General features: G+C 65.2%; 20 protein-coding genes. 4 read left to right on the top strand and 16 right to left on the bottom strand.

Going from position 1 to position 22,276, the window contains the following annotated elements; all coding sequences use genetic code 11:
- Positions 1–45: 45 nt before the first annotated feature.
- Together ACODS0_RS04640 and ACODS0_RS04635 are read left to right on the top strand one after the other, a co-directional pair.
- Positions 46–1,572 (top strand): DNA recombination protein RmuC, encoded by a 1,527-nt coding sequence (locus ACODS0_RS04640; protein ID WP_488833142.1) that lies wholly within the window; start codon positions 46–48, stop codon positions 1,570–1,572.
- Positions 1,569–2,765, top strand: a complete 1,197-nt coding sequence (locus tag ACODS0_RS04635) for an MFS transporter (protein ID WP_176886265.1) — start codon at positions 1,569–1,571, stop codon at positions 2,763–2,765. Before ACODS0_RS04640 ends, ACODS0_RS04635 begins: the two co-directional genes overlap by 4 nt.
- A 36-nt stretch (positions 2,766–2,801) precedes the next feature.
- On the opposite strand, the gene ACODS0_RS04630 is transcribed toward ACODS0_RS04635, so the two are convergent.
- The 5 genes from ACODS0_RS04630 to ACODS0_RS04610 form a co-directional block, all read right to left on the bottom strand.
- Entirely contained in the window at positions 2,802–3,665 is an 864-nt protein-coding gene (locus tag ACODS0_RS04630; protein WP_055402549.1) for an LOG family protein, read from the bottom strand.
- 121 nt (positions 3,666–3,786) lie between these two features.
- Positions 3,787–4,173, bottom strand: a complete 387-nt coding sequence (crcB, locus tag ACODS0_RS04625; protein ID WP_488833138.1) for a fluoride efflux transporter CrcB — start codon at positions 4,171–4,173, stop codon at positions 3,787–3,789.
- A gap of 111 nt (positions 4,174–4,284) precedes the next feature.
- Positions 4,285–5,589 carry a TRAP transporter large permease gene (locus tag ACODS0_RS04620; protein ID WP_488833135.1) on the bottom strand — a complete coding sequence of 435 codons (1,305 nt, stop codon included), beginning with the start codon at positions 5,587–5,589 and terminating at the stop codon, positions 4,285–4,287.
- A gap of 20 nt (positions 5,590–5,609) precedes the next feature.
- Positions 5,610–6,119 (bottom strand): TRAP transporter small permease, encoded by a 510-nt coding sequence (locus ACODS0_RS04615; protein WP_488833132.1) that lies wholly within the window; start codon positions 6,117–6,119, stop codon positions 5,610–5,612.
- Positions 6,120–6,136: 17 nt separating this feature from the next.
- On the bottom strand, positions 6,137–7,120 hold the full coding sequence (locus ACODS0_RS04610) for a TRAP transporter substrate-binding protein (protein WP_488833130.1): 984 nt from the start codon (positions 7,118–7,120) through the stop codon (positions 6,137–6,139).
- 187 nt (positions 7,121–7,307) lie between these two features.
- Between ACODS0_RS04610 and ACODS0_RS04605 the strand changes: the two genes are divergently transcribed.
- Both ACODS0_RS04605 and ACODS0_RS04600 read left to right on the top strand, forming a co-directional pair.
- Positions 7,308–7,844 (top strand): winged helix DNA-binding protein, encoded by a 537-nt coding sequence (locus ACODS0_RS04605; protein WP_487260468.1) that lies wholly within the window; start codon positions 7,308–7,310, stop codon positions 7,842–7,844.
- Positions 7,845–7,923: 79 nt separating this feature from the next.
- A complete protein-coding gene (locus tag ACODS0_RS04600) occupies positions 7,924–11,574 on the top strand; it encodes a hydantoinase B/oxoprolinase family protein (RefSeq protein ID WP_488833127.1) in 3,651 nt (1,216 codons plus the stop codon).
- A 51-nt stretch (positions 11,575–11,625) separates the two neighbouring features.
- Here ACODS0_RS04600 and mnhG read toward each other — a convergent pair whose 3' ends face one another.
- The 11 genes from mnhG to rpsA all read right to left on the bottom strand — a co-directional run bounded on the left by mnhG (position 11,626) and on the right by rpsA (position 22,255).
- Positions 11,626–12,018 (bottom strand): monovalent cation/H(+) antiporter subunit G, encoded by a 393-nt coding sequence (mnhG, locus tag ACODS0_RS04595; RefSeq protein WP_488833125.1) that lies wholly within the window; start codon positions 12,016–12,018, stop codon positions 11,626–11,628.
- The gene (locus ACODS0_RS04590; RefSeq protein ID WP_055402533.1) at positions 12,015–12,293 is read right to left on the bottom strand and encodes a K+/H+ antiporter subunit F; all 279 of its coding nucleotides are present in this window, start codon (positions 12,291–12,293) and stop codon (positions 12,015–12,017) included. The genes mnhG and ACODS0_RS04590 overlap by 4 nt, the downstream gene beginning before the upstream one ends.
- Positions 12,290–12,820: a Na+/H+ antiporter subunit E gene (locus tag ACODS0_RS04585; protein ID WP_228898020.1), complete on the bottom strand. Its 531-nt coding sequence runs from the start codon at positions 12,818–12,820 to the stop codon at positions 12,290–12,292. The genes ACODS0_RS04590 and ACODS0_RS04585 overlap by 4 nt, the downstream gene beginning before the upstream one ends.
- Complete coding sequence (locus ACODS0_RS04580) at positions 12,817–14,544, bottom strand: monovalent cation/H+ antiporter subunit D (RefSeq protein ID WP_488833121.1); 1,728 nt, start codon at positions 14,542–14,544, stop codon at positions 12,817–12,819. Before ACODS0_RS04580 ends, ACODS0_RS04585 begins: the two co-directional genes overlap by 4 nt.
- The gene (locus ACODS0_RS04575; protein WP_015014440.1) at positions 14,541–14,906 is read right to left on the bottom strand and encodes a Na+/H+ antiporter subunit C; all 366 of its coding nucleotides are present in this window, start codon (positions 14,904–14,906) and stop codon (positions 14,541–14,543) included. Before ACODS0_RS04575 ends, ACODS0_RS04580 begins: the two co-directional genes overlap by 4 nt.
- Positions 14,897–17,863 carry a monovalent cation/H+ antiporter subunit A gene (locus ACODS0_RS04570; protein ID WP_488833120.1) on the bottom strand — a complete coding sequence of 989 codons (2,967 nt, stop codon included), beginning with the start codon at positions 17,861–17,863 and terminating at the stop codon, positions 14,897–14,899. The genes ACODS0_RS04575 and ACODS0_RS04570 overlap by 10 nt, the downstream gene beginning before the upstream one ends.
- Before the next feature lie 115 nt (positions 17,864–17,978).
- A complete protein-coding gene (locus tag ACODS0_RS04565; protein ID WP_488833118.1) occupies positions 17,979–18,443 on the bottom strand; it encodes a ComEA family DNA-binding protein in 465 nt (154 codons plus the stop codon).
- A gap of 40 nt (positions 18,444–18,483) precedes the next feature.
- On the bottom strand, positions 18,484–19,641 hold the full coding sequence (gene lapB / locus ACODS0_RS04560) for a lipopolysaccharide assembly protein LapB (RefSeq protein WP_488833117.1): 1,158 nt from the start codon (positions 19,639–19,641) through the stop codon (positions 18,484–18,486).
- On the bottom strand, positions 19,631–19,960 hold the full coding sequence (locus ACODS0_RS04555) for a LapA family protein (RefSeq protein WP_055402518.1): 330 nt from the start codon (positions 19,958–19,960) through the stop codon (positions 19,631–19,633). Before ACODS0_RS04555 ends, lapB begins: the two co-directional genes overlap by 11 nt.
- A 121-nt stretch (positions 19,961–20,081) precedes the next feature.
- The gene (locus ACODS0_RS04550; RefSeq protein WP_455423998.1) at positions 20,082–20,417 is read right to left on the bottom strand and encodes an integration host factor subunit beta; all 336 of its coding nucleotides are present in this window, start codon (positions 20,415–20,417) and stop codon (positions 20,082–20,084) included.
- Positions 20,418–20,554: 137 nt separating this feature from the next.
- Positions 20,555–22,255, bottom strand: coding sequence for a 30S ribosomal protein S1 (gene rpsA / locus ACODS0_RS04545; protein WP_304439398.1), 1,701 nt, complete (start codon positions 22,253–22,255; stop codon positions 20,555–20,557).
- Positions 22,256–22,276 lie beyond the last annotated feature (21 nt).

Here is a 22,276-nt window from a genome sequence, read left to right as displayed (position 1 = left end):
TGATAGATAAGCGCTGGCAGCTATCGAAACCATAGTAATCCTTCCTTGACTACCGATACCCTCGTTCTGCTGGCCGCACTGGCCCTGGTGTTCATCGCGCTCGCGCTGCTGGCGCTGCGTCGCCCCCGCGTGGATTTGCCGCCCGAATGGCTGGCCCGCCTGCAGGCACTGGAGCGCACCACCCAGGCCACCCAGCTGGCCGTGGCCAAGAACGATGGCGCGCTGGATGGCATGGGCCAGCAACTGCGCGGCTTCACCCAAACCACGCAGACCACGCTGGAGGGGCTGCGCCACGCGGTCGATGAGCGTTTGACGCAGGCGGTGGCCGAATCGCGCAACGGCCGTGCCGAGCTGTTGGCCGCCTTTGGCGTGTTCGAGGCGCGGCTTGAGCAGCGCCTCACGGCCCTGGACGCAGCCACGCGCCTCACGCTCGATTCGCTCAAGAGCGACACCCAGTCACAGCTGGGGGTGATGTCGCAAGCGCTCAAAGACCAGCTCGAAGCCAACAGCTTTCAGATCAAGAACCAGTTTGCGGTGCTGCAAGACGCGGTGTCGCAGCAGCTCACCGGGCTGGTGCAGGGCAGCCAGCACAATGCCGAACAACTGCGCACCGCGCTCAACGAGCGCCTGGCCGCCATCCAGGCCGACAACGCCACCAAGCTCGAAGAAATGCGCCGCACGGTGGACGAAAAGCTCCACGCCACGCTGGAGCAGCGCCTGGGCGAATCCTTCAAGCTGGTGAGCGACCGGCTCGAACAAGTGCACAAGGGCCTGGGCGAGATGCAGACCCTGGCGGGCAGCGTGGGCGACTTGAAACGCGTGATGACCAACGTGAAGTCGCGCGGTACCTGGGGCGAAATGCAGCTGGGCGCCATCATCGACAACGTGCTTACCCCCGAGCAGTTCGCGCGCAACGTCAAGACCGTGCCAGGCAGCGATGAGTTGGTGGAATTTGCCATCCGCCTGCCGGGCAAGAGCGACGAGCACCCCGTGTGGCTGCCCATCGACTCCAAGTACCCGGTGGAGCAATACCAGCGCCTGATGGATGCGCAGGACGCGGCCGACAAGGCGGCCATCTTGTCTGCGGGCAATGCGTTCGAGACCTCGATCAAGCTCGAAGCCAAGAAGATCTTCGCGAAGTACGTCTCGCCCCCACACACCACCGACTTTGCCGTGCTGTACCTGCCCACCGAAGGCCTGTTTGCCGAGGTCATGCGCCGTCCGGGCCTGGTCGAGGCCGTGCAGAACGAGTGCCGCGTGATGATCACCGGCCCGGCCAACCTGGCCGCCATGCTCAACAGCCTGCAGATTGGCTTCAAGACGCTGGCGATTGAAAAGCGCTCGTCCGAGGTGTGGAGCCTGTTGGGCATGGTCAAGACCGAGTTCGCCAAGTTTGGCGACGTGGTCGAGGCCACCAAAAAATCCATCGACGCCGCCGCCAAAAAGTTTGACGAGGTGGGCGTGCGCACCCGCGCCATCCAGAAGCGCCTGCGGGATGTGCAGGACCTGCCTGCGCCAGGGGCCACCACCGTGCCGTTGCCGGGGCTGGACCCCGAGGACGATCCGCTGTGAACTGGGCACTGGCCCGGCTGATTGCCGCGCAGATCTGTGTGCACGGCAGCATGGCTGGCATGCGGCTGGCCGCGCCCCTGCTCGCGCTGCGCGAGGGCTACAGCGTGGCAGCGGTGGGGTTTCTGGTGGCGCTGTTCGCGCTCACCCAGGTGTTTCTGGCCCTTCCTGCGGGCCGGTTTGCAGACCGCCACGGCCTCAAGCGCCCGATGGCTTATTCGGTGGCTGTGGCGTGCATGGGCGCAGGGCTGGCGGTGGTGTTTCCGACCTATGCGGTCTTGTGCGTTGCGGCCTTGATGACAGGGGCGGGCGCAGGGGGCGCCACCATTGCCGTGCAGCGCCACGCGGGCCGCGCCGTGCATGACGCCACCGAACTCAAGCAGGTGTTCAGCTGGCTGTCGATAGGCCCGGCGGTGTCCAACTTCATCGGCCCATTTGCGGCGGGGCTGGCCATCGACCATGCGGGTACCACCCCGGGCAGCCTGGAAGGCTACCGCGCGGCCTTTGCGTTGCTGGCGTTGCTGCCCCTGGTCAGTTGGTGGTGTGTGCGCAGCACGCAGGATCTGCCCGCTGCGGCCGCAGCCTCCGCCAAAGATGGCCCGCCACAGCGCGCGTGGGATCTGCTGAACGACCCGCCGTTTCGTCGCCTGCTCATCGTGAACTGGCTCATCTCGTCGTGCTGGGATGTGCATGCCTTTGCGGTGCCGCTGCTGGGGCATGAGCGCGGCTTGTCGGCGGCGGTCATTGGCACCATCTTCGGGGCGTTTGCGATTGCGGCCACCGTGATCCGCGTGCTCATGCCCTTTGTGGCCAAGCACTTGCGCGAGCGGGGCGTAATGGCCGGCGCCATGCTGGTGACGGCCGTGTTGTTTGCGGTGTACCCCATGCTGCAAAGCGCCTGGGCCATGGGGCTGTGCTCGGTGTTGCTGGGCCTCGTGCTGGGCACGGGGCAGCCCATGGTGATGAGCCTGCTGCACCAGATCACGCCCTCACATCGCCAGGGCGAAGCGCTGGGGCTGCGCCTCATGGCCATCAACGCATCCAGCGTGCTGATGCCGTTGATGTTCGGATCGGCCGGGGCGGTGATTGGCGTGAGCGGCCTGTTCTGGGGGGTGGGCGCCGCAGGCCTGGGCGGCGCCCGGCTGGCGTGGCGCATCGGGGGCGAGAAAAAACAGCCGGGGCAGGGGCCGGGCTGAGTGCCGCTTGCCGTCCGGCGCTTGTAGAAGAAGTGCCTACAGCTGGTAGAACGACTTGATCAGCTCCCACGCCTCTTGCGGGTCGTCGGTGTAGTGAAAGAGCTTGAGGTCTTGCGCCGAGATCGTGCCTTCTTCCACCAGCACTTCGAAGTTGATCAGCCGCCTCCAGTAGTCGGTGCCAAACAGCACGATGGGCACGGGCTTGGCCTTCTTGGTCTGCACCAGCGTGAGCACCTCGAACAGTTCGTCCAGCGTGCCAAAACCGCCCGGGAAGGCCACCAATGCCTTGGCGCGCATCATGAAGTGCATCTTGCGCAGCGCGAAGTAGTGGAACTTGAAGGAGAGCGAGGGCGAGATGAAGCGATTGCCGCTTTGCTCGTGGGGCAGGGCGATATTCAGGCCCACGTTCAGTGCACCGGCTTCGTGGGCCCCCCGGTTGGCGGCCTCCATGATGCCGGGGCCGCCGCCCGTGCAGATGTAGATGCGGTCTGCGGGGCGCTGGTGCTCGCTGTATTCCGCCACCACCTTGGCGAACTGGCGGGCGAGGTCGTAGTAGCGGGCGTTGCGCACAGCCTGCTGGGCACGCTGCAGGCGCACCTCGTCGCCACTGGCCTCGGCCTCGGCCAACTGGGCTGCGGCCTCGTCGGGTGCCACAAACCGGGCGCTGCCGTAGACCACCACGGTGTTCTCGATGCCTTGCTCGGCCTGGCCCAGGTCGGGCTTGAGCATTTCCAGCTGAAAGCGGATGCCGCGTGTCTCGCGGCGGAACAGGAATTCCGGGTCGGCAAACGCGAGGCGATATGCGTCTGCGTGCAAGGGGTTGCCGTTGACTGCGTGGTTCTGCAGTTCCGCCCAGGCATCGGCCAGGCGGCGTTCGTTGAGTTGGGTATTGGCGTCCATAAGAGACTCTTCGTGTCGGTCTGTAGGGGGAAAAGGGGTGGGGCGAATGCTGCGGCCACCGGCTTGGGCAGCGTAATGCAATGGAGGATGAGGTGTAGAGAAAATGGGCTCTTGGGCAAGTCTACAATGCGCGAGCTGCTATAAAATATGAAGCACTTTGTATGCCAAGCGCCGTCAGGCATAGCGACCCGAACAGGTGCAGTGCTGTAGTGCCCAGGGCCATGGCGTAGCGTTGCACCATCAACATTTCAACCACCTCGACCGAGAAGCTGGAGAACGTGGTGAGTGCGCCCAGAAAACCCGTGACCAAGGCCAGCCGCCAGACGGGATCGATCTGGGGCAGGGCGTGAAAAACAGCCACACACACGCCGATGAGATAACCGCCCACCAGGTTGGCTGCCAGGGTTCCCCAGGGAATCAAGCCGCCCGGGCTGAGCCACAGGCCCAGGCGCCAGCGCGCCAGTGCGCCCACACAGGCGCCGATGCAGATGGCCAGAACATTGAGCATGGGGGGATTGTCACAGCAAATGAAGTCCCCCTGGGTCGCTTCGCGCCTTCTCCTAAAGAGCAAAACGGAGCGGCCCTGGTCTGGACCACACCCGTTTCGCATGCCGGCGGCTCAGCGCGTCGCCATCTGCTGCGGCAGCCAGGTGACGATGCCGGGGAAGATATAGAGCAGCGCCACGGCCGCGCACATCAGCAGGAACATGGGCAGGGCCACCTTGGCGATCCAGGGCAGCTGGCGGCCCGTCATTCCTTGCAGCACGAACAGGTTGAAGCCCACGGGCGGTGTGATCTGCGCCATCTCGACCACCAGCACAATGAAGATGCCGAACCAGATGGGGTCGATGCCCGCAGCCTGCACCGTGGGCATGAGCACGCCCATGGTGAGCACCACCATGGAGATGCCGTCCAGGAAGCAGCCCAGAATGATGAAGAACACGGCCAACGCGACGAGGAGCTGCCCCTGATTCAGCCCCAGCGACGCAATCCATTCAGCCAGGTGGCGCGGCAGACCGATATAGCCCATCGATAGCGTGAGAAACGCGGCACCGGCCAGGATCAGCGCAATCATGCAGTACAGGCGCGTGGCGCCCATCAGCGATTCCTTGAATGTGTTCCAACTCATCGAGCCCTGCACGGCCGAGAGCACCAGCGAGCCCACCACACCCACGGCTGCGGCTTCGGTGGCCGTGGCAAAGCCGGTGTAGATGCTGCCCAGCACCGCTGCAATCAGCAGCACCACAGGGATCAGGCTGCGCGACTCGGCCAGCTTTTGCGCAAAGGTCAGGCGCACGTCGGCGGCGGGAATCTGGTCGGGGTGCCGCAGCGCCCAGACCATGATGTAGCCTGAGAACAAGGCCGCCAGCAGAATGCCCGGCAGCACGCCCGCAATGAACAGCTGCGAGATGGACACTTCGGCCGATACGCCGTAGACGATCATGATGATCGACGGCGGGATCAAGAGGCCCAGCGTGCTGGCACCGGCCAGGGTGCCCACCACCATGTGCTCAGGGTAGCCCCGGCGTGTCAGTTCGGGCAGTGTCATCTTGCCAATGGTGGCGCAGGTGGCGGCACTCGACCCCGACACGGCCGCAAAAATCGTGCAGCCCACTACGTTGGTGTGCAGCAGGCGGCCCGGCAGGGCCTGCACCCAGGGGGCGAGGCCCTTGAACATGTCTTGCGACAGCCGCGTTCGGAACAGGATTTCCCCCATCCAGATGAACAGGGGCAGGGCGGTCAAGGTCCAGCTGGAGGCGCTGCCCCAGATCGTCACCGCCATCGCATCGCCCGCTGGGCGCGACGAGAACAGTTGCATGCCGATCCAGGCTACGCCCGAGAGGGTGAGGCCGATCCACACACCGCTGCCCAGGATCAGGAACAGCGACAGGACCAGCAGGCCGGTAATGGCGAGATCACTCATGGTAGGTGGACCTGGTTGTCTTATTCATTGCGCAAGGCTTCGCCGGGATGGGCTTCGGCGCGTTTGTTCATCACCTCCAGCACCAGCTCGTCGATGAAGGCGATGGCCAGAATCACCGTGCCCACAGCCATGGCGATCTGGGGAATCCACAGGGGGGTGGCATCGCTGCCGGTGGAGATGTCGTGGAACTCGTGCGATTGCCAGGCCAGCTTGCAGCTGTACACCGCAAACAGCACGGCCAGCAGCGTGGCAATGGCCAGGGCCCAGATCTCAAAGGCTTTCTTAGCGCCGCCCTTCAGAAAGTTGAGCAGCAGCGTGACGCGGATGTGCTCACCGCGCTTCAAGGTGTGGGCCAGCGCCAGAAAACCTGCAGCGGCCATCAGGTAGCCCGCATAGGCATCGGTGCCCGGCACGTGGAAGTGGAACTGCCGGCTGATGATGGACAACAGCACCATGCCCAGCAGGCCGACCATGAAAAGCGCCGCCAGGGCGGCGGCGCTGTCGTACAGAAAGTCCAGCAGACGACGCATTGCGCAGGTGCCCGGGCTTACTTGCGGTAGGCGTCGATGAGCGCCTTGCCCTCAGGACCGGCCTTGTCCAGCCATTCCTTGAGCATGGTGTCGCCGACCTTGGCCATGTCGGCCTTCAGGGCTGCGGGCGGCGCTTCCACGGACATGCCATTGGCCTTGAGCTTGGCGATGGTGTCGGTATTGACCTTGGCGCTGGCAGCCCAACCACGTGCTTCGGCGTCGGCACCGGCCTTGAGCAGGGCGTCCTGGCTGGGCTTGTCCAGCGCGTCAAACGCCTTCTTGTTCACCAGCACGGCGTTCTTGGGCAGCCAGGCCTGGGTGTCGTAGTAGAACTTGAGGTGCTCATACAGCTTGCTGTCCACACCGGTGGCGCCCGAGGTCATCGTCGATTCGACCACGCCTGTGGCGAGGGCCTGCGAGAATTCTGCGGCCTGCACCGTCACGGGCTGTGCACCCACCAGCTCGGCAATGCGGGCGGTGGCGGGGCTGTAGGCGCGCCACTTGACACCCTTGAGGTCGGCGGCGGAGGCCAGAGGCTTCTTGGTGTAGATGCCTTGGGGAGGCCAGGCCACGGCATACAGCAGCACCATGCCTTGTTCGGCCAGTTTCTTCTCCAGGAAAGGTTTTTGCGCAGCGTAGAGCTTCTTGGAGGCGTCGTAGCTGTCGGCCAGGAAGGGCAGGCCGTCCACGCCAAACAGCTGCCATTCGTTCTGGAAGTTGGCCAGCAGGATCTCACCCATCTGCGCCTGGCCGCCTTGCACCGCGCGCTTGATTTCGGGGGCCTTGAACAGTGCGGCGTTGGCATGCACCGTGATCTTGAGCTTGCCGCCGGTGGCCTTGTCCACGTCGCCGGCCAGCTGCACCATGTTCTCGGTGTGGAAGTTGGTGGCTGGGTAGGCGGCCGCCAGATCCCACTTGGTCTGAGCGAATGCCGAGGTGGCAGAGAGGCCCGCCGCCAGGGTCAGGGCAAGTGCGGTCACGGGGAAGATTCGACGCTTCATGGATATTGCTCCGCAGAGTTGTATGTACAAGATTGGATGTAACAAATCACTGTATCGGAAGCCGATCCGATTGCGATAGGTGTTTTGCCTAAACGCTGACAAATTGCCAACAAATTACCATCGACTTGCCTACAATGCCCCATGCATATCCCGTGCCAATGACAGAACCCGTAGGCCCGAAACCTCCATGAAATCTGACGCCAAGTCCAAGGCCAAAACCGACTCCGGCCCCATCGTGTCATCGGCACACCTGGTGTCGGCACAGAGCGCAGAAATGAGCGAGTTCGAATTCGGCCTCATCGTGGCGGGCAATGCCTTCCACCGCTGGGTGGTGCACTGCATGGCAGCGGCGGGGCTCAAGGACTTGACGCCGCTGGATGTGGTGGTGCTGCACCATGTCACGCACCGCGCGCGCGACAAACGCCTGGCCGACATCTGCTTCATCATGAATGTGGAGGACACGCACTTGGTGAACTATGCGCTGAAAAAGCTGCAGAACCTGGGCGTCGTAGCCTCGCAAAAGAACGGCAAGGAAGTGACCTACGCTGCCACCGATGTGGGCCGCGCCTACGTGCAGCGCTACCGCGAGATCCGCGAGAGCTGCCTGATCGACGCCCTGAAAGCCGACGACGCGCTGAACCGCGACATCGGCGAGCTGGCCCGGTTGCTGCGTGTGCTCTCAGGCATGTACGACCAGGCGGCGCGCTCGGCGGCATCCCTTTGATCGGCGCAGAATTTTGAATAAAACCGTGCTCTAGCGCTTATCTGATAAGCGCTGGTAGCTATCAAAAAGATAGTTATTCATGTCCCACCAAGTTTCACCCATGTCCCGCTGGCAGTTTTGGATCGACCGGGGCGGCACCTTCACCGACGTGGTGGGCAAGCGGCCGGACGGCACGCTGGTCACGCACAAGCTGTTGTCGGAGAACCCCGAGCAGTACAAGGACGCGGCTGTCGCAGGCATCCGCCACCTGCTCGGTTTGAAGCCCGGCGAACCCGTGACGCCCGCACTGGTAGAGTGCGTGAAGATGGGCACCACCGTGGCCACCAACGCGCTCTTGGAGCGCAAGGGCGAGCCCACGCTGCTCATCACCACCAAGGGCTTCAAGGACGCGCTGCGCATCGCCTACCAGAACCGCCCGCGTCTGTTCGACCGCCACATCGTGCTGCCCGAGCTGCTGTATGAGCGCGTGATCGAGGCGCAGGAGCGTGTGGGCGCACGGGGCGAGGTGATTGAGCCGCTGGACGAAGCGCACCTGAAAGAACGACTGTGGGCGGCCTACGACGCGGGCCTGCGCAGCGCGGCCATCGTGTTCATGCACGGCTACCGCTACACCGCCCACGAAGAGGCTGCGGCCCGGATTGCGCGGGAGGTGGGCTTCACGCAGGTGAGTGCATCGCACGCCACCAGCCCCATGATGAAGCTGGTGAGCCGGGGCGACACCACGGTGGTGGATGCGTACCTGTCGCCCATCCTGCGCCGCTATGTGGACCAGGTGGCGAGCGAAATGCCGGGCGTGAAGCTGTTCTTCATGCAGTCGTCGGGCGGCCTCACGGATGCGCAGGTGTTCCAGGGTAAGGACGCGATCCTGTCGGGCCCCGCAGGCGGCATCGTCGGCATGGCCCGCACCGCAGGTTTGGCAGGCCACGACAAGGTCATCGGCTTTGACATGGGCGGCACCAGCACCGACGTGAGCCACTACGCGGGCGAGTTCGAGCGCGAGTTCGAGACGCAGGTGGCGGGCGTGCGCATGCGGGCGCCCATGATGAGCATCCACACCGTGGCGGCCGGTGGCGGCTCCATCCTCGGTTTTGATGGCGCACGTTTCCGCGTCGGCCCCGAAAGCGCGGGTGCCAACCCTGGCCCCGCCAGCTACCGCCGCGGCGGCCCGCTGGCCGTGACGGATGCGAACGTGATGGTGGGCAAGATCCAGCCCGCGCACTTTCCCAAGGTGTTTGGCCATGCGGCCAATGAGGCACTCGATGGCGATGCCGTGGCGCAGAAGTTTGACGACCTCGCCACGCAGACTGGTCGCAGCGCGGAGGATGTGGCCCACGGCTTTATCCAGATCGCTGTGCAGCAAATGGCCAATGCGATCAAGAAGATCAGCGTAGCGCGCGGGTATGACGTGACGCGCTACACGCTGCAATGCTTTGGCGGCGCGGGCGGCCAGCATGCGTGCCTGGTGGCCGATGCTTTAGGCATGACGCGCGTGTTTGTGCATCCGCTGGCGGGCGTGCTGAGCGCCTACGGCATGGGCCTAGCCGACCAGAACGTGATCCGCGAACAGGCGGTGGAGGCCAAGCTCGCGCCCGAGGCGCTGGCAGGCATTGAGGCCACGCTGGAGCAACTGGCCACCACCGCGCGCACCGAGCTGGAGCGCCAGCAGGTGGGCGCGGGCACAGCCGTGGTGCACCGCCGCGTGCATGTGCGCTACGAGGGCAGCGACTCCGCACTCATCGTGCCATTTGGCTCGCTGGCCGAAATCACCGCCGCGTTCGAGAACGCCTACCGCCAGCGTTTTGCGTTCCTCATGCAGGGCAAGGGCCTGGTGGTGGAGGCCGTTTCCGTCGAGGCCGTGGTGCCCGGCGATGCACCCGTGGAGCCGCGCCACGCGCTGCAGCCCGCGCGCGAAGTGCCGCGCCGCAGCACCGTGCGCATGTACACCGGGGGCGTGGACGGTGTGCCCGTGTGGCACGATGCCGCGCTGGTGGTGCGCGAAGACCTGCGCCCCGGCGATGTGATCCCCGGCCCGGCCATCATTGCCGAGAAGAACGCCACCACCATCGTAGAGCCCGGCTGGGAGGCCGAGCTGACCGACCTGGACCACCTGCTGCTCAACCGCCGTGTGGCGCGCGCCGTGCAGCATGCCGTGGGCACCACGGTGGACCCGGTGCTGCTGGAGGTGTTCAACAACCTGTTCATGAACATTGCCGAGCAGATGGGGCTGCAGCTGCAGAACACGGCGTACTCGGTGAACATCAAAGAGCGCCTGGACTTCAGCTGCGCGCTGTTTGACACCGCAGGCAACCTGATCGCCAACGCGCCCCACATGCCCGTGCACCTGGGCAGCATGGGCGAGAGCATCAAGACCGTGATCCGCGAGAACGCGGGCCGCATGCAGCCCGGCGATGTGTTCGTGCTCAACGACCCGTACCACGGCGGCACGCACCTGCCGGACATCACGGTCATCACGCCGGTCTACATCGCCAACGAGGCCGAGCCCACGTTCTATGTTGGTAGCCGGGGCCACCACGCCGATGTGGGCGGCACCACGCCGGGCTCCATGCCGCCGTTCTCCACGCGCATTGAAGAAGAGGGCGTGCAGATCAATAACGTGAAGCTGGTGGAACGCGGTGTGCTGCGCGAGGCCGAGATGATTGCGCTGCTGGAAAGCGGCAAATACCCGAGCCGCAACCCCCAGCAAAACATGGCCGACCTGCGCGCGCAGATCGCCGCCAACGAGAAAGGCCAGCAGGAGCTGCGCCGCATGGTGGCCGAGTTTGGGCTGGACGTGGTGCAGGCCTATATGCGCCATGTGCAGGACAACGCCGAAGAGTCCGTGCGCCGTGTCATCACACGGCTGAAGGATGGTGCGTTCACTCTGCCTCTGGACAACGGCGCCCAGATCAGCGTGGCCGTGAAGGTGGATGCAGCGAGTCGCAGCGCCACCATCGACTTCACCGGCACCAGCCCGCAGCAGACCAACAACTTCAACGCGCCCACGGCGGTGTGCATGGCGGCGGTGCTGTATGTGTTCCGCACGCTGGTGGACGACGACATTCCGCTGAACGCGGGCTGCCTCAAGCCGCTCAACGTCATCATCCCGCCGGGCAGCATGCTCAACCCGAATCCGCCAGCCTCGGTGGTGGCGGGCAATGTGGAGACATCCACCTGCATCACCAATGCGCTGTACGGCGCGCTAGGCCTGATGGCGGCGGGGCAGTGCACCATGAACAACTTCACCTTTGGCAGCACGCGCTACCAGTATTACGAGACCATCTCGGGGGGCAGCGGCGCGGGCGGGGTGTGGGATGCGAACGGGCAGCTGGCGGGCGGCTTTGACGGCACCAGCGTCGTGCAATGCCACATGACCAACTCGCGCCTCACGGACCCCGAGGTGCTGGAGTTCCGCTTTCCGGTGCGGCTGGAGGGCTATGCCATCCGCAAGGGTTCGGGCGGCGCGGGGCGCTGGAAGGGCGGCGATGGCGGCGTGCGCCGCGTGCGTTTCCTGGAGCCGATGACGGCCAGCATCCTGTCGAACGGCCGCCACCATGGCGCGTTTGGCATGGCGGGCGGCCAGCCGGGGGCCGTGGGCATCAACAAGGTGGTGCGCAGCGATGGCCGGGTGGAGCTGCTGGACCATATCGGCCAAGCCGAAATGCTGCCGGGCGACGTGTTTGAAATCCACACACCGGGCGGCGGCGGTTTTGGATCTTCAGACCAAAAGTAGGAGTAAAAATGGCTGCTTGCGCGCGTCCATAAAGCGCAAGCAGCTATCAAATCAGGAGTCTTTGCCTTCTACGGGTGCCTTGGGCTGGCTGAGGCTGGGCGGCACGTCCAGCCCCATCTGCCGCGCGCGGAACAGCGCCGCGCGCATCAAGAAGATCGACATGATCGGCACCGTGATCGCCACAAACACGGCGATCAGCAGCGCATGCAGCGCCAGGCTGCGGTCGGCCACCGAGAAGTACAGCACGGTGCCGTGCATGATCAGCCAGCAGCCCAGCGTGGCGATGATGGCAGGCGCGTGCACCCGTTCAAAAAACGTGGGCAGGCGCAGCAAGCCGGTGGAGCCCAGCAGCGCCAGCCCGGCGCCCGCCAGCACCAGAACGGCCACGATGATTTCGAGCCAGAGCGGCAGCACGGCGGCGGCAGTGGTAGCGGCTTCGGTCATTCGATCACCTCGCCACGCAGCAGAAACTTGGCCATGGCCATGCTGCCCACAAAGCTGAACAGCGCCAGCAGCAGCGCAGCTTCGAAGTAGTTCTTGCTGCCATACAGCAGGCCCAGCACCAGCATCACCAGCATGCCGCTCAGGTACATGCAGTCGAGCGCCAGCACCCGGTCTTGTGCGGAGGGGCCCTTGAGCAGGCGGATCAGCGCGCAGCCCATGGCCAGGGCCAGCATGAACAGGGCGATGGGGAGGGCCCAATCCAGTATCGGGGTCATTCAAAAATCTCCATCAAAGGGGCCTCGTAGCGCCGCTTCACGTCGGCGATCACGGTGGTCGCGTCGTCCAGTTCCAGCACATGCAGCAGCAGCACGCTGCGGTCCAGCGACAGCTCGGCCCAGGCCGTGCCAGGGGTGATGCAGACGATCATCGCCAGCACGGCCAGCGCGTTGGGGTCGCGCACATCCAGAGGGATGTGCACAAACCCGGCAGGGTGGCGCCTGCGGCCGGGCGCCAGCAGCAGGCGGGCCACGGCCAGGTTAGAGCGGGTGGTGTCGGCCACCACCGTGAAGGCCAGGCGCAGCACGGCGCCCGGTTTGCGCACGCGCACCGGTAGCGGGCGCAGTCCGGCCGTGAGCAGCGGAATCGCCAGCGCCAGCACGGTGCCAAGCACAAAATGCCCGGCACTCAGGCTGCGGTTGAGCAGCAGCCACAGGCCCAGCAGCGCCAGCGACAGCAGGGGCGCGGGCACCAGCCGCTTGAAGGGCCGGGGCGATGTGGATGTGGGAAGGGGCTCTGGCTTCATGGCAGGTTGCCCCCCGGTGTGGTGGCAGGCTGGGGCGGGTTGGGCACGGGCTCAGCGGTCATCACCGCGCGCATGTAGCCAGCGGGCGCGTGCAATGCGTCGGCCGTTGCTTGGGTGTAGCGCATCACGGCGCCGGCCTGCCAGGCCAGCGCCGCGCAGGCACCCAGCAGCAGGGCAATCGGCAAGCCTTCCAGTACCAGCAGCTTGGGGGCCGACCGATCATGTGCGGCCCAGAAATGGCGGATGCCTGCACGGGTCAAGGCCACCAGCGCCAGCAGGCCCGAGGCCACCAGCAGGGCCACCAGCGTCCAGCCCGCCGCGCCCAGCTGGAACCCGCTGGATGCGCCCAGCCCCAGCGGGTTGAGCAGCGCATGCACCATGGCGAACTTGCCCACAAACCCTGGCAGCGGTGGCAGGCCTGCAATGACCAGCGTGCAGGCGATAAAGGCCAGGCCCAGGAAGGCAGCGGCCGCAGGGATCACCTCGCCGATGAGCGCCTCCTCCTTGTCGTCGAGGTTCATGCCTTCGGTGGGCACCAGATCGGCCGACAGGAACGGCGCGTCGTCGGTCTGCTCGTAGGGGGCGAGGTTGGAGCCGTCGTTGCGCCAGCGGTCGATCAGGTCGGTCAGCAGGAAGAGGGCGCTCACCGCCAGCGTGGAGCTGAGCAGGTAGTACAGCAGTCCGCCTGTGAGCAGGTTCTGGCCGAAGCCCACGGCCGCCAGCAGCGTGCCCGACGACAGGACGGCGCTGAAGCCTGCCAGGTGCCCCAGGCGCTGCGAGCCCAGCATGCCGATGGCGCCAAAGGCCATGGTGAGCAGGCCGCCGCCAATCAGCCACTGGCTGCCAAACTGGGCCGATTCACCGGCCTCGGGGCCAAACAACAGCGTCCACAGCCGCAGCACGCTGTACACGCCCACCTTGGTCATCAGCGCAAACAGTGCGCCCACGGGCGCCGTGGCCGCGCTGTAGGCGGGTACCAGCCAGAAGTTGAGCGGCCACACAGCGGCCTTGATGAGAAAAGCCACCGCCAGGATGGCCGCCGCCGCATGCAGCAGGCCCCGGTCTGCAGGCGCAATGCCTGCAATGCTCTGCGCCAGGTCGGCCATGTTGAGCGTGCCGGTGATGCCATACAGCATCGACACGCCAATCAGGAACAGCGAGGAGGCCGCGAGGTTGATGGCAATGTAGTGCAGCCCGGCAGACACGCGTGGTCGCCCCGAGCCATGCAGCAGCAGCCCGTAGGATGCCGCCAGCATGATCTCGAAGAACACGAACAGGTTGAACAGGTCGGCGGTGAGGAAGGCACCGGCCAGCCCCATGAGCTGGAACTGGAACAGCGGGTGGAAGTGCACGCCCGCGCGGTGCCAGCGCGCCGCAGAGAACAGCACGGTGGCCAGCGCCACGGTGCTTGCCAGCACCAGCATCATCGCGGAGAGCCGGTCGATGGCCAGCACAATGCCAAAGGGCGCGGGCCAGTTGCCGGGCAGGTACACGCCCAAGCCGCCGGGCAGGTTCGGGTCCTTGGCCTGCACCAGCAGCAGCACGGCCACCACCAGGCCCAGAAAGGTCGAGGTGATGTTGAGCGTGACCTTGGTGCGCTGGCGCTCTTCGCGCAGCAGCAGCATGAGCCCCGCCGTGAGCAGGGGCAGCGCAATGGGCGCGAGGATCAGGTGCGGCATCAACCACGCGGTGATCGATGCGGTGATGCTGGTGCCTCCCGTCATGGCATTTCCTGCACGTCTTTACCCTTGGTGCCGTCCACATGGTCGGTGCCCGCCATGCCACGCGATGCCAGCAACACTACGAGGAAGAGGGCGGTCATGGCAAAGCCGATGACGATGGCCGTGAGCGTGAGTGCCTGGGGCATGGGGTCGGCATAGTGGGCCAGGTCTTGCGGCACCCCGGGCTGCAGCACGGGCTCCTTGTCAATCGCCAGGCCCAGGCGGCCCATGCTGAAGATGAAGAGGTTGACTGCGTACGACAGCAGCGACAGGCCCATGATGACCTGGAAGGTGCGTGGGCGCAGCAGCAGCCACACACCCGAGCCGGTGAGCACGCCAATGGCCAGGGCCAGTATCAGTTCCATGCAGTTTCTCCCCGGGTGGTGGGCGCTGTGGCAGCAGCGGCTTGTTCTGCCGCCTCGTCGTCGGCGCGCGCATTGTTGTAGCGGTGGCTGCGCACCGACTGGTGGGCAATGCCGGTGAGGATGAGCATGGTGGAGCCCACCACCAGGGTGAACACGCCGATGTCGAAGAACAGCGCGCTGGCTACATGCACCTCGCCCACTAGGAGCAAGTGCAGGTGGGCCGTGTGGCTGGTGAGGAACGGGTAGCCCCAGGCCCAGGCGCCCAGGCCGGTGGCCAGTGCGGCCAGCAGGCCCACGCCGATCCAGCGGCGTGGATAGAGGGGCAGGTGGGCCTCGACCCAGGAAGTGCCCGAGACGATGTACTGCAGCAGCAGCGCCACCGAGAACACCAGCCCCGCCACAAAGCCGCCACCGGGCTCGTTGTGCCCGCGCATGAAGAGGTACATGGACACCAGCGTGGCAAACGGCAGCAGCAAGCGCACCAGCACGGCAGGCACCATGAGGTAGCCCACGGCGGTGTCGGCGGTCTGGCGCGGGTTGGCCAGGTCGGTGTCCACATCGGCGGGCAGTGCGCGCTGCTGGGGTGGCAGGTCCATCACCTCGCGCGCTGGGCGGAAGCGCCGCAGCAGCGCGTAGACCGTGAGCGCCACGATGCCGAGCACCACGATTTCGCCAAAGGTGTCAAAGCCTCGGAAATCCACCAGCATCACATTGACCACGTTGGTGCCGCCGCCTTCGGTGAGTGCGCGCTCCAGGAAGAAGGTGGAGGTGCTGTCAGGGAAGGGGCGGCTCATCATCGCAAACGACAGCAGCGCCATGCCAGCGCCCGCGCTCAACGCCAGTGCCAGGTCCCGGTAGCGGCGCAGCTGGGTCCGGCGCTCTTCGGCCAGGGTGGGCACGCGCAGGCTTTCGTCGCGGCGGGGTAGCCATCGCAGGCCCAGCAGGATGAGGATGGTGGTCACGATCTCCACCACGATCTGTGTGAGCGCCAAGTCGGGCGCCGAGAACCACAAAAAGGTCAGGCACACGCACAGGCCCGAGCCGCCAAGCAGCGTGAGGGCGGCCAGCCGGTGGTACTTGGCCTGCCAGGCCGCCGCCACGGCGCACACGGCGCCCAGCAGCCACAGCAGCGCAAACGTGGGCGACAGCGGCAACTGCACGCGGTCGCCAATTGGCAGTCCCCACGCCCACAGGGGTAAGGTGCCCGCCACCAGGGCCGCTGCGGCCAGCCACAGCATCTGCCACTGCAGGCGGCTGGTGCCCAGCAGGCGGCGGCCATTGCGGCCCGCCAGCGTGAGGGCGGCCAGCAGGTGCTCGAACATGCGCTGGCCGCTCAGGTGGTGCATGAGGGGCGGTGCATCCAGCATGCCGCGCGCGCGCTGACGCCGCAGCAGCGCATACAACGCAATGCCACCGCCCAATGCCACCAGGCTCATTACAAACGGGGTATTAAAGCCATGCCACACCGCGAGGCTGTACGTGGGCAGCTCGCCGCCCACCACGGGCCGTGCGGCGGCGGCCAGGTAGGCCCCCACAGACCATGCTGGCAACGTGCCCACCACGAGGCAGGCCAGCACCAGCAGTTCGACCGGAACGCGCATCCAGTGCGGCGGCTCATGGGGCGGGCGCGGCAGGTCGGTAGCGGGTGGGCCAAAGAACACATCCACCGTGAAGCGCAGCGAGTACGCCACGCTGAACATGCCGGCCACTGTGGCGGCGACGGGCAGCAGCCATTCGAGCATCGGCGTGGTGTTCACGTACACCGTCTCGGCAAAGAACATTTCCTTGGACAGGAAGCCGTTGAGCAGCGGCACGCCCGCCATGGCCGCGCTGGCCACCATGGCCAGGGTGGCGGTGATGGGCATCATCCTGCGCAGGCCCGACAGGCGCCGTATGTCGCGCGTGCCGCTTTCATGGTCCACGATGCCCACAGCCATGAACAGCGAGGCCTTGAAGGTCGCGTGGTTCATGATGTGGAACACGGCGGCCACGGCAGCGAGCGGGCTGTTCAGGCCCAACAGCAGGGTGATGAGGCCCAGGTGCGAGATGGTCGAGTAGGCCAGCAGGCCCTTGAGGTCGTTCTGGAACATGGCCGCATAGCCGCCCACGAGCAGTGTGGCCAGGCCCGCACCGCCCACCAGCCAGAACCACTCTTCCGTGCCCGACAGCGCGGGCCACAGCCGGGCCATCAGGAACACACCGGCCTTCACCATGGTGGCCGAGTGCAGGTAGGCCGACACGGGTGTGGGCGCGGCCATGGCGTGGGGCAGCCAGAAGTGGAACGGGAACTGTGCGCTTTTGGTGAGCGCGCCCAGCAGTATCAGCACCAGGGCCGTGAGGTACAGCGGGTGGTTCTGGATGAGCTGCCCGGCCGCGAGCACATGGTCCAGGTCGTAGCTGCCCACGATGTGGCCCAGCACCAGCATGCCCGCCAGCATGGCCAGCCCGCCTGTGCCCGTCACCGTGAGCGCCATGCGTGCGCCGCGCCGCGCATCCTTGCGGTGGTGCCAGTAGCCGATCAGCAGGAAGGAAAACAGGCTGGTCAGCTCCCAGAAGAACGCAATCTGGATGATGTTGCCCGACAGCACCACACCCGCCATAGCTCCCATGAACGCCAGAAAAAACGAGAAGAAGCGTGGCACCGGGTCGGCGGCCGACATGTAGTAGCGCGCATACAGCACCACCAGGCTACCCACGCCCAGCACCAGCATGCAGAACATCCACGCAAAGCCATCCATGCGGATGACGAGGTTCAGGCCCAGGGCAGGGAGCCAAGCCAGCTCTTGCCGGAGCACGCCGCCGTCTGCAATCTGCGGGAAGTAGAGCGCCGCCTGCACCGTGCAGAACAAGGCAATGAGCCCGGCGAGCGTGGACTCGGTGTTGCGGGCATTGGCGGGCAACACTGCCGCCAGCAGGCTGCCGATGAAGGGGAGGAGGATGAGGGTGATCAGGGGCATGCGCGAACAATTTTAGGGGCAGCCCCTAAAAACCCTGCCCAGCCCTTGCTGCCGAGCTTGTGGTGGGTGCAAAAAAAAAGCCCGCTGGAGCGGGCTTGCTGCTTGTGAAGTCTGCTTAGTTTTTGCTAGCGCTGGCTGCTGGGGTAGCGGCAGGGGCGGGGGCTGCAGGTGCCGCTGTTGATGGTGTGGCTGGTGCTGCGGCGGTCTTGTCTGCGCTGCTGCGGGCCTTGCGTTCGGTGCCCTGGTGGCTGGCGGTTTTTTCTTTCTCTTTCTGTTTGCTCTTGGCTTCCGCCTTGGCGGCGGCCGCTGCGCTGTACTTCTTGCCGTTGACGGTCAGGCCCTCCTTGGAGAAGTTCACGGCGCTTTTGTTGCCCACGCCACCCACGCGGCCAATGAAGTCGGCCCAGTCCTTGAAGGGGGCGCTCTTGCGTTCTTCCAGGATGCGGCCCGACAGGCCGGGCCCGATGCCCTTGATGCCGTCGAGTTCGGCTTCGGTGGCGGTGTTCACGTCCACGGCGGCGAAGGCGGTGGTGGTGGCCAGCAGCAAGGTGGCGATCAGGGTCAGCAGTGTCTTCAGCATGGTGGCGGGTGTCCTTGGCGTGGAGGGCTGGAATGGCGGGTCAGAGTTCTTCGACCCTGCGTGCGGGGTAGCTGTCCCAGGTCTGGCAGCCGGGGCATTGCCAGAAATGCTGGCGGGCCTCGAAGCCACAGGCCGCACAGCGGTAGCGGGTCAGGGGCTTGACCGCGTGGTCCAGCGCGCGCTGGATCTGGGGGTGAAATTCTTCGTGTTCCAGCTTTTCGGTGGCCAGCCACTTGGCAGCGGCGACCAGCGAGCGCTCTTTGTCCAGGTGCTCCACGTAGCGCTGCCGGGCGGAGGGGCGGGTGGCCTCGTCGGTGGTTTCCATGGCCACGATGCTCTCCAGCACATCCAGCGAAGGGGCCTGCGCATAGTGGGCCTGGAGCAGGGCGTGGACCTCTTCGGTGCGCCCGGCGGCCGTGGCGGCTTCGACCATCAGTTGGGCGGCCAGCGGCAGTGCGGCAGGGTTGCGCTCGCCCAGGGCCTTGAGTGTGGCCAGCACTGCCGCCGGTTGGCCCATGAGGCGCTGCAGGCGCGCCAGCTCAATGCGCGCGCGTGCAGCTTCAGGGGCGGCGGCCACGGCCTGTTCCAGCAAGGCCTGGGCACCGGGCAGGTCGCCCTGGGCACTCAGCGCCAGCGCCTGCTCGCACAGGTAGTGGGCCTGGCGGGTGCTGAAGTCGCCCTGGTCCGCGTCGTGCATCTTTCGGGCGATGGTGGCTGCGTGGGGCCAGTCGCGTGAGCGTTCATAAATGGCCAGCAGCGCCAAGCGGGCCTGGGCTTCGAAGGGGGTGCCTTCCAGGCGGTGCAAGGCTTCTTCCGCGCGGTCAAGCAGGCCGGCCTTGAGGAAGTCGAGCGCCAGCGCGTGCTGGGCGCGTTCGCGGTCGGTGCGGGAGAGGTCGCCGCGCGAGAGCAGGTGCTCGTGCACGCGCACGGCGCGGTCGTATTCGCCCCGGCGGCGGAACAGATTGCCGAGGGCAAAGTGCAGTTCAGACGTATCGGGATCGTTCTGCACGGCCTCGATGAAAGCGTCGATGGCTTGGTCCTGCTGCTCGTTGAGCAGGAAGTTCAGGCCTTTGAAATAGGCCTTGGGCGCGCGGCGGTTTTCTGCACGCAGTTGGCGCAGGTCAAAACGCGAAGCCAGCCAACCCAGCACAAAGGCCACGGGCAGACCCAGCAGGATCCAGGTCAGGTCAAATTCCATGGGCTGAAGGCAGGTCGGGCGGTGGTGGCGGGGCGGGGGGCATGGAGCCCGCTGCTGCGGAGGATGCCACGGGCGTAGGCGCTGCCACCGCTGCATGGGCGCGTCGCGCTGCGGTGCGGTGCCTCCACCAGCGCGGCACCATGCCCAGCACTCCCACGGCCAGGCCCGCTGAAAATGCGGTCAACACCACCAGCACCAACGGCGCGCGCCATTGCGTGCCAAAGAAGAAGTGCACGGTGGCGTCCTGCTGGTTGTTCAGCGCGAAGGCAAACAGCGTAAAAAAAATGGCTGCCTTGAGCAGCCACAGGAGGTATTTCATCGGTCTCCCCAGTGGTGGGGCGATTCTAAGAGCTTGTGCCTGCTGGGCCGCATGGCCCTTGCAGGATAAAAATTCAAGTCAAATAGGCCTCTAGCGCTTATCTGTAAAGCGCGAGCAGCTATTATTTTTGAATGGTTGTGCTGCTGGCGGCACCGGAGTTTTCTTCCATCTCGGCGGTGCGCTTGTCCACGGCTTCACGCAGGGCCTTGCCAGGCTTGAAATGGGGCACCCGTTTTTCGGGAATGGCCACGGCCTCGCCGCTGCGCGGATTGCGTCCCATGCGGGGTGGGCGGTGGTTGACCGAGAAGCTGCCAAAGCCCCGGATCTCGATGCGGTGCCCACGCACCAGGGCCTCGCCCACGGCGTCCAGGATGGTCTTGACGGCGTATTCGGCATCTCGATGGGTGAGCTGACCAAAGCGCGCGGCCAGTTCTTCAACGAGGTCTGAGCGGGTCATGGAATCTTGGGGCATGGGCAGGCTGCGGGTGGGCAGGTCTTTGCTGAAAAAAGAGCGGGCGCCGAGGCGCCCGCTGTCTGACCGTACAAGGAGCTTACCGCGCAATGTGCGCTGAGGCTCCTCAACGGGTCAGCGCTTTACTTTTCCGAGTTGTCCAGCTTGGCGCGCAGCAGGGCGCCCAGGCTGGTCGTGCCGGCGCTTTCGCGGCTGGACTGTTGGCTCAGGTTGGCCATGGCGCCTTGTTCGTCAGCCATGTCCTTTTGCTTGATCGACAGCTGGATGTTGCGGGTCTTGCGATCCACATTGACCACCACGGCCGTGACTTCGTCGCCTTCCTTGAGCACGTTGCGGGCATCTTCCACGCGGTCGCGGGAGATTTCCGAAGCGCGCAGGTAGCCAACGATGTCTTCGCCGAGGTCGATTTCAGCGCCACGGGCGTCCACGGTCTTGACCTTGCCGGTCACCGTCTGGCCCTTGTCGTTCACGGTCACGAAGGTCGTGAATGGGTCGCCGTCGAGCTGCTTGATGCCCAGCGAGATGCGTTCACGGTCCACGTCCACGGCCAGCACGATGGCTTCCACTTCCTGGCCCTTCTTGTAGTTACGAACTGCGGCTTCGCCAGCTTCGTTCCACGACAGGTCAGACAGGTGAACCAGGCCGTCGATGCCGGCAGCCAGGCCCACGAACACGCCGAAGTCGGTGATCGACTTGATAGGACCCTTCACGCGGTCGCCGCGCTTCGTGTCCTGTGCGAATTCTTGCCATGGGTTGGCCTTGCACTGCTTCATGCCCAGGCTGATACGGCGCTTGTCTTCGTCGATTTCGAGGACCATGACTTCGACTTCGTCGCCCAGCGAAACCAGCTTGGCGGGAGCGATGTTCTTGTTGGTCCAGTCCATTTCAGACACGTGCACCAGGCCTTCGATGCCGGGTTCGAGTTCGACGAATGCGCCGTAGTCGGCAATGTTCGTGATCTTGCCGAACAGGCGGGTGCCTTGGGGGTAGCGGCGGTTCACGCCCATCCATGGGTCGTCGCCCATTTGCTTCAGACCCAGGGACACGCGGTTCTTTTCGGTGTCGAACTTCAGGATCTTGGCCGTGATTTCCTGGCCAGCCGTCACCACTTCGGAGGGATGACGCACGCGGCGCCATGCCATGTCGGTGATGTGCAGCAGGCCGTCGATGCCGCCCAGGTCCACGAACGCACCGTATTCGGTGATGTTCTTGACCACGCCTTGAACGATGGAGCCTTCCTTCAGGGTTTCCATCAGCTTGGCGCGCTCTTCGCCCATGGAGGCTTCCACCACAGCGCGGCGGCTCAGCACCACGTTGTTGCGCTTGCGGTCCAGCTTGATGACCTTGAATTCCATGGTCTTGTTTTCGTACGGCGTCAGATCCTTGATCGGACGGGTATCGATCAGCGAACCGGGCAGGAATGCGCGGATGCCGTTGACCAGAACGGTCAGACCGCCCTTGACCTTGCCGCTGGTCGTGCCAGTGACGAATTCGCCGGATTCGAGGGCCTTTTCCAGGCTCATCCACGAAGCCAGACGCTTGGCGGTGTCGCGCGACAGGATGGTGTCGCCGTAGCCGTTTTCGATGGAGCCAATGGCCACCGACACGAAGTCACCCACTTGGACTTCGACTTCGCCCTTGTCGTTCTTGAACTCTTCCAGCGGCACGTAGGCTTCGGACTTGAGGCCAGCGTTCACGACCACGAAGTTGTGCTCAACGCGCACGACTTCAGCGGTGATGACTTCGCCTGGGCGCATTTCCGTGCGCTGCAAAGATTCTTCAAAAAGGGCGGCAAAAGATTCGGACATGTGTTTCCTTGCCACAAACAGGATTCCAGTAGCACC

It is taken from the genome of Acidovorax sp. FG60 (genome assembly GCF_057808995.1).
Note: the sequence above shows the minus strand (reverse complement) of the source record. Positions and strands in the feature narration are given on the sequence as shown.